This window comes from Pseudomonas sp. (assembly GCF_050739655.1).
Taxonomy (GTDB): domain Bacteria; phylum Pseudomonadota; class Gammaproteobacteria; order Pseudomonadales; family Pseudomonadaceae; genus Aquipseudomonas.
In genome coordinates, this window is sequence record NZ_JBOIBY010000142.1 from 1 (window position 1) to 7297 (window position 7297).

5 protein-coding genes and 1 pseudogene are annotated in these 7297 nt (G+C 59.3%); 4 read left to right on the forward strand and 2 right to left on the reverse strand.

The features are described 5' to 3' along the window. A pseudogene (locus ACRESJ_RS07070) lies at positions 1 to 103 on the reverse strand (hydroxymethylpyrimidine/phosphomethylpyrimidine kinase); the annotation flags it as partial. Between the two features lie 302 nt (positions 104 to 405). Between ACRESJ_RS07070 and ACRESJ_RS07075 the strand changes: the two are divergent. From ACRESJ_RS07075 to ACRESJ_RS07090, 4 genes are all read left to right on the forward strand, one after another. Further along, a complete protein-coding gene (locus ACRESJ_RS07075; protein ID WP_431757267.1) occupies positions 406 to 2790 on the forward strand; it encodes a 7TM diverse intracellular signaling domain-containing protein in 2385 nt (794 codons plus the stop codon). A gap of 74 nt (positions 2791 to 2864) precedes the next feature. After that, positions 2865 to 4514 carry an acyl-CoA dehydrogenase family protein gene (locus ACRESJ_RS07080; protein WP_431757268.1) on the forward strand — a complete coding sequence of 550 codons (1650 nt, stop codon included), beginning with the start codon at positions 2865 to 2867 and terminating at the stop codon, positions 4512 to 4514. Positions 4515 to 4713: 199 nt separating this feature from the next. Beyond that, a complete protein-coding gene (gene amn / locus ACRESJ_RS07085) occupies positions 4714 to 6186 on the forward strand; it encodes an AMP nucleosidase (RefSeq protein WP_431757269.1) in 1473 nt (490 codons plus the stop codon). A 70-nt stretch (positions 6187 to 6256) separates the two neighbouring features. Next, on the forward strand, positions 6257 to 6898 hold the full coding sequence (locus ACRESJ_RS07090) for a pseudouridine synthase (RefSeq protein WP_431757270.1): 642 nt from the start codon (positions 6257 to 6259) through the stop codon (positions 6896 to 6898). Here the strand turns inward: ACRESJ_RS07090 and ACRESJ_RS07095 are convergent. Then, the gene (locus ACRESJ_RS07095) at positions 6893 to 7102 is read right to left on the reverse strand and encodes a DUF2788 domain-containing protein (protein WP_046815823.1); all 210 of its coding nucleotides are present in this window, start codon (positions 7100 to 7102) and stop codon (positions 6893 to 6895) included. The two genes, ACRESJ_RS07090 and ACRESJ_RS07095, sit on opposite strands and share 6 nt — an antisense overlap. Positions 7103 to 7297: the final 195 nt, after the last annotated feature.

Consider the following 7297-nt stretch of genomic DNA (forward strand, 5'->3'; position numbering starts at 1 on the left):
CCTGAGCGAGCAGGGCTTCGATATCTGCCTGCAAGCCGGCGCCACCACTTGGGTCGTGGCCGGAGAGACAGAGGACAACGGGGCGAGAGCTGTAGATATTCATGGTGCGCGAGCTTACCACCAAACATCTTTTTTCGGGTGCCGGCCAATGAACGTTGGGGCGCGATTGAGCCATTGGGTTTGGGCCATGGCAGTTATCTGACCGACTCGATTGCTCTATTTCAATAATTCTCGCTGGAACGCCCGTGCTAGAGCCTTTTTAGGAAATATTTCTATAGTGCTTAATGGCCATCAGCGGCTATGCTAGAGTGGATCCAAATGAATAATAGATAACGCCGGTATTACGTCCTCTCAAAAGGAATGGGGGCTTCCTGACGGAATCGGACAGGCCACGCTGGGGCATAAATGCGCTATTTGCTGATATTGATGTTGTGTTTGCCCTTGTTGGCAAACGCCGTCGAGTTCGATGAGTTCACTCAAAGCCTTCCCCTGGGGCAGTCCCTGCAAGTGTTTGAAGACGCGGGTGGTCAGGCGAGCATTACCCAAGTGCGCGCTCAAGCGGCGGCCGGTCAGTTCAAGACTCACGACAAAGCCACTCTCAACGCCGGGTATTCACGCTCGGTGTTCTGGCTGAAAATCGACCTGCAATACCGCCCGTCCAATCCAGCCGCCCCACGAACCTGGCTGCTGGAACTGGCCTATCCGCCCCTCGATCACCTTGATCTCTATTTGCCCGATGCTGCCGGCGACTATCATTTGGTCAGGCAGACTGGCGATGCATTGCCGTTCGCCAGTCGCGAGATTCGCCAGAACAACTATCTGTTCAATCTGGATTTCACGCCTGACCAGACACAAACCCTGTACCTGCGCCTGCAAAGTCAGGGTTCGATCCAGGCGCCAGTCACCTTGTGGTCGAGCACCGCCTACCTCGAAGAACAGCCCGTTCGGCTTTATGTGCTGGGGATGATCTACGGTGTGCTGCTGGGCATGCTGGTCTACAACCTGTTCATCTACCTGAGCGTGCGCGACACCAGTTACCTCTATTACATCTTCTACATCGCCTCGTTTGGCTTGTATCAGCTGTCGGTCAATGGCGCGGCGGTGCAGTATTTCTGGCCGGACAATCCTTGGTGGGCCAACGCCGCGACGCCATTTTTCATAGGCTGTGCCGGATTGTTCGGCAGCCAGTTCGCCCGCAGTTTCCTGCAAACGGCCACTCACAGTCGCTGGCTTGATCGGGTGTTGCTGGCGTTGGTGGCGTTCAGTGCGCTGGTGGTCGGGCTGTCGTTGATGACCAGTTACGCCCTGGCCCTGCGCCTGGCGACAGCCCTGGCGCTGATTTTCACCGTCGTGATTTTTGCCGCGGGCATCTTCGCCTGGCTGCGTGGGCTGCGGGTGGCGCGTTATTTCATCATCGCCTGGTCGGCGTTTTTGCTCGGCGGCATCGTCAACACGATGATGGTGCTCGGTTATCTGCCGAACGTGTTCCTGACCATGTACTCCAGCCAGATCGGCTCGGCCATCGAGGTGGCGCTGTTGTCCCTGGCGCTCGCCGATCGCATTAACGCCATGCGCGAACAGCAGGCGCAGACGCTGTTGGACGCAGGACAAAAGCTCGAAGTGCTTAACCAGCAACTGGCCCACAGCAACAAGCTCAAGGACGAGTTCCTCGCCACCCTGACCCACGAGTTGCGCACACCGATGAATGGCGTGATCGGTTCATTGGAACTGATGCAGACCGTCGAAATGGACCCTGAGCTGGAGCAATATCAGCAGACGGCCGCAGGGTCGGCGCGCGAGATGATGCGTATGGTCAACGGCATACTCACGCTGACAGAGTTGCAGGCCGGCAAACTCAAGGCGTCGCCCTCGACGTTCAGTTTGCGCGGCGTGATCGAGGCATTGCGTGTGCAATTCGATGGCAATGCGTCGAGCAAGTCGCTGGATTTCAAGGTCGATGTGGCGCCGGGTGTACCGGATCGTCTGCGCGGTGACAGCGCCAGGCTGGCGCAATGCCTGGAATGCCTATTGGATAATGCGATCAAGTTCACCCGGGTGGGCGGGCTGGCATTGCGGGTGTCCGGCAAAACGGTTGAGCCCGATCGGTTGGCGTTGTCTTTTGCAGTGATCGATACAGGTATCGGCTTCACCGATCTGGGCGAAGCGACGATGTATCAGCGCTTCTTCCAGCTCGATGGTTCGATGACTCGGGAACATGGTGGCCTGGGAGTCGGGCTGGCGATCTGTCGGCAACTGATCGAATTGCTCGGCGGACGTTTGACTCACCGTTCCGAGCCGGGGCATGGCAGCCGTTTCCAGCTAGATGTCGAATTTGAAGTGCCGCCGGTAGAACGTCCGACGACGCCGTTCATGTCTCGTGAGTTGTCGGGTTTGCGACTGCCGCAGGACTGCACCGTGCTCTTGGTGGATGACAACAGCGTCAATCAGCTGGTGATGCGCGGCATGCTGCTCAAGCTCGGATTCCGGGTACGCACCGCCGAAAGTGGCACGGCGGCTCTGGATTTCCTGCAGCACGAAACCTGTGATGCCGTATTGCTCGATTGCGAGTTGCAGCCGATGGACGGCGTATCCGTCTGTTGCCAGATTCGCGCCCTGCCAGGTTGCGCCGAATTGCCGGTGTTCATCATCGCCCAGGGTGTGGATCGGGAGCGTTGCCCGACCGGTGCGCTGATTGATCACCTGAGCAAACCGGTGAAATTCGAAGATTTGCAGGCGGCGCTCTACCGTCGGGTGCTCTGTTCGCAACAGGGCGAAAGCGCCGACAGTTAGGCGGATATGACACTTTGTTCAGCTGGAGGGCGGTGCTTAACTGAAATCCCTTGGCTGACCAAAGGAGCCCCGTCATGAACCTGCATCAGTTCGCCGAAACCCACGAAGTGACCAATCAGCCGCCCTCACTGGACGGTGCCAACCTGTATCGCATCGACTTGCCTTTACAGGAATGGTCGCGGCGTTTCGGTGCCGGTTGGGCCGAGTCGCTAATCGACGCTTACGGCGCACTGGCCGGTGGGCCATTGATGGAAGCGGGGTTTCTGGCCAATCAGAACAAACCGGTGTTCAGCAGCCATGATCGCTATGGGCACCGCATCGATCTGGTGGAATTTCATCCGGCCTATCACCAGCTGATGCGCACGGCGGTCGAGCACGGTTTGACGTCGCTGCCCTGGGCTCACCCGCAGTCGGGTGCCCACGTGGCTCGCGCATCGATGACTTACTTGCACAGTCAGGCCGAAGCCGGCAGTGGTTGCCCGTTGACCATGACGTTCGCCAGTGTCCCGGCGTTGCGCCTGCAGCCGGATCTGGCGGAAAAGTGGCTGCCAAAGATTCTCGCCACCGAGTACGACCCGCGCAACGTCGGCATGGCCCATAAGGCCGGGGTCACGATCGGCATGGCCATGACTGAGAAGCAGGGCGGCACCGATGTCCGCGCCAACACCACCAAGGCGTTTCCGGTGGGTGCCAGCGGTCCTGGCCAGGCTTATGAACTGGTGGGGCACAAGTGGTTCTGCTCGGCGCCCATGTGCGATGCGTTTCTGACGCTGGCGCAGACCGACAAGGGTTTGACCTGTTTCCTGCTGCCGCGCCATCGCCCGGACGACACGCGCAATCAGTTCTACATCCAGCGCTTGAAAAACAAACTCGGCAACTGCTCCAACGCGTCCAGCGAAGTGGAGTTTCGCGGTGCCTTGGCGTGGATGGTCGGTGAAGAGGGGCGCGGCGTGCCGACGATCATTGAGATGGTCGCCATGACCCGTTTCGATTGCATGGTCGGGTCCAGTTCCCTGATGCGTCAGGCGCTGACTCAGGCCAGCCATCACTGTGCTCACCGCACGGTTGGCGGCAAGCTGCTTAGCGAACAACCTTTGATGCAAAACGTGCTGGCGGATTTGGCGCTGGAAAGTGAAGCCGCCTTGGCCTTGAGCCTGCGCATGGGGCGGGCGCTGGATCATCTGGACGATTCCCGGGAAGCCAAGTTCGCCCGGCTGGTCACGGCGGTGGGCAAGTACTGGATCTGCAAACGGGCGCCGGCCATGATCAATGAAGCGGCTGAATGCATGGGGGGGGCGGGGTATGTCGAGGACAGCATCCTGCCGCGGTTGTATCGCGAGGCACCGGTGAATTCGACGTGGGAAGGTTCAGGTAATGTGCAGTGCCTGGATGTACTGCGTGCGCTGTCCAAAGAACCGGGTGTGCTCGATGCGTTGTTCAGCGAATTGGGCGATGGCCATGGCGACAAGCGTCTGGCTGCGCATATCAGCCAATTGCAGGCGGCTTTCAAGGACACCAGCGACATTCAGTACCGCGCCCGGCAATTGACTGAAGATATTGCGTTGGGGCTTCAGGCCAAGTTGTTGCTTGAGGCAGGGAATTCGGTGGTCAGTGATGCTTTTATTGCCAGTCGCCTGAGTGGCGGTGGTCGGGTTTACGGGGCATTGCCGCGAGGGTTGGATGTAGAAGCGATTGTCGCCCGTTCCACCCCGCAGAACTTCTGACCGCAACAAAACCCTGTGGGAGCTAGCCTGCTAGCGATGACGGCGGCACATTCGACATCTTCTTTGAGGGCGAAGGCCCCATCGCTAGCAGGCTAGCTCCCACATTGGATCTTCGGTGATTAAGGCAATTGTGTAGTGGCCACTGTTCCCGTGAAGCCTTGATACAGGCAAGATAAAGGCCTGCAAGTCAGAACACAGGATGCTGATCGTGACCGAAGCTTTTATTGTCGTTCAAACCGCCGAGCAAGCTGTAGACCGGCTTGCGCTCTTGCACAATCGTGCGACCACCGCGCTGAGTCAGGCGCTCAAGCGTTATCTCAAGGATCGAGTCGAGCCAGACGCCGAACAGCGGGCGATGTTTCGTTATCCCGAATTGCGCCTGACCTATCACTGCCAGGGCGAAGTCCCGCAGACCGTGCGTGCCTACGCCAAGGTCCAGTTGCCCGGCACTTACAGCGTTACCGTCACCCATCCGTCGGCTTTCCGTAAGTACCTGCTGGAACAGCTGGTGCCGTTGATGCACGACTTCACCGTGACCGTCGAAGTCGGTATCAGCCAACAGAATATTCCGTATCCCTATGTGGTCGAGCAGGGCGATGAATTGGCTGGCTCCGGCGTGACCGCAGCCGTGCTGGCGCGGGTGTTCCCGAGCACTGACCTGTCCGCCGCCACCGATGGCATCGCCGATGGCCTGTACGATTGGGAAAACACCGATCCGCTGCCACTGGCGCTGTTCGATGCGGCGCGAGTGGACTTTTCCCTGCGCCGCCTGGTGCATTACACCGGCAGCGATTGGCGGCATGTACAGCCATGGATCCTGCTGACCAACTACCACCGTTATGTCGACCAGTTCATCGTCCATGGCCTGGAACAATTGCGCAGCGATCCGCGTTTCGTGCGCATGGTCTTGCCGGGCAACGTGATCATCGAAAAGAGCATGGATCACGGCGAAGCCTCAGCCATCGCCGCCGGCGTGGTGTGGCACCGTTACCAGATGCCGGCCTATCACCTGATCGCCAACGATGGTCACGGTGTGACGCTGGTGAACATTGGCGTCGGCCCGTCCAACGCCAAGAACATCACCGATCACCTGGCGGTGCTGCGTCCGCATTGCTGGCTGATGATTGGCCATTGCGGCGGCTTGCGTCAGTCGCAGACCATCGGTGACTACGTGCTGGCGCACGCCTACATGCGCCGTGACGGGATTCTCGACCGGGTGGTGCCGCCGAATATTCCGATCCCGGCCCTGGCCGAAGTGCAGCTGGCCTTGCAGCAAGCGGCAGCGAACATCACTGGCGAGAAGGGTGACGAGCTGAAGAAGCGCCTGCGTACCGGCACCGTGCTGACTTACGACGACCGTAACTGGGAGTTGCGCTGGGCTCAGGAACGTCCGTTGATCAACCTGTCACGCGCCGTGGCGGTGGACATGGAAAGCGGCACGATTGCAGCGCAGGGTTATCGCTTGCGGGTGCCTTATGGCACGTTGCTCTGCGTCTCCGACAAGCCACTGCACAGCGAAATCAAGTTGCCGGGCTCGGCCAACGCCTTCTATGAGCGAGCGGTCAGCCAGCACTTGAAGATCGGCATCGAAGCCGTGGATCTGCTGCGCACTGAGCTCAACTCGCTGCACTCACGCAAACTGCGCAGCTTCGACGAACCACCGTTCCGCTGATTGTTTCATGGCCATTTGGCGGTCAGGCCACTAGCATAGTGAGCCCTGACCGTTAGATGTTCTCTTTGCCATGCCTCGTCCTCCGCGTCCCGTTTCCCGCCGTCCTGGCGCGAAACCCTCGTCCTCGTCCTCAGCCCCGCGCCGTGTCGCCAAGGCGCCACCGGCTGAGCCGAAGCTTTTTTTGTTCAACAAACCCTTCGATGTACTGACGCAATTCAGTGACGGCGAAGGGCGGGCGACGCTCAAGGATTTTATCGAGATTCCCGGGATCTACCCGGCAGGAAGGCTGGATCGCGACAGCGAAGGTTTGCTGTTGCTGACCAACGACGGTCAGCTTCAGGCGCGTATCGCCGACCCGAAACACAAACTGGCCAAGACGTATTGGGTACAAGTGGAAGGCGAGCCGACTGCCGAGCAGTTGCAGCGTTTGCGTGACGGCGTGGAGCTCAACGACGGCATGACCCTGCCCGCCGAGGCGCGACAGCTTGATGAGCCGCAGCTATGGCCGCGTAACCCGCCGGTACGCTTTCGAAAAAGTGTGCCGACCAGTTGGCTGGAACTGGTGATTCGCGAAGGTCGCAACCGTCAGGTGCGGCGCATGACGGCGGCGGTAGGCTTGCCGACGTTGCGGCTGGTGCGGGTCAGGATCGGCGACTGGACAATCGAAGGGCTCGAACAGGGCCAGTACAAGGAGGTGCCGGCGCGTTTATAACGTGCCGGTCTCGATCAGGCCTATCACCACGCTCTTGATCACGAACGCCGCCACGCCAAGGCCCAGCACGAAGAACAGGATGAACGAGCCGAAGCGTCCGGCCTTGGACTTCTTCGCCAGATCCCAGACGATGAAACCCATGAAAATGATCAGGATGCTGACCAGGCCGGTCATCATCCACTCTTCGAATACTGCAGGATCCATTGGACAACTCCAGCGCGGGCGGGGCTAAAAGACGGCGCGAGTATAAGTCACGCAGGGTCCGCGCAGGATGGACCTGCGGCACTGTGCCGCAGTCATTCGTCGCCCCAAGCGACAACGATCCGCTCTTGTAGGAGCTGACGAGTGAAACGAGGCTGCGATCTTATGACTTTGATTTTTTAAGATCAAGATCAAAAG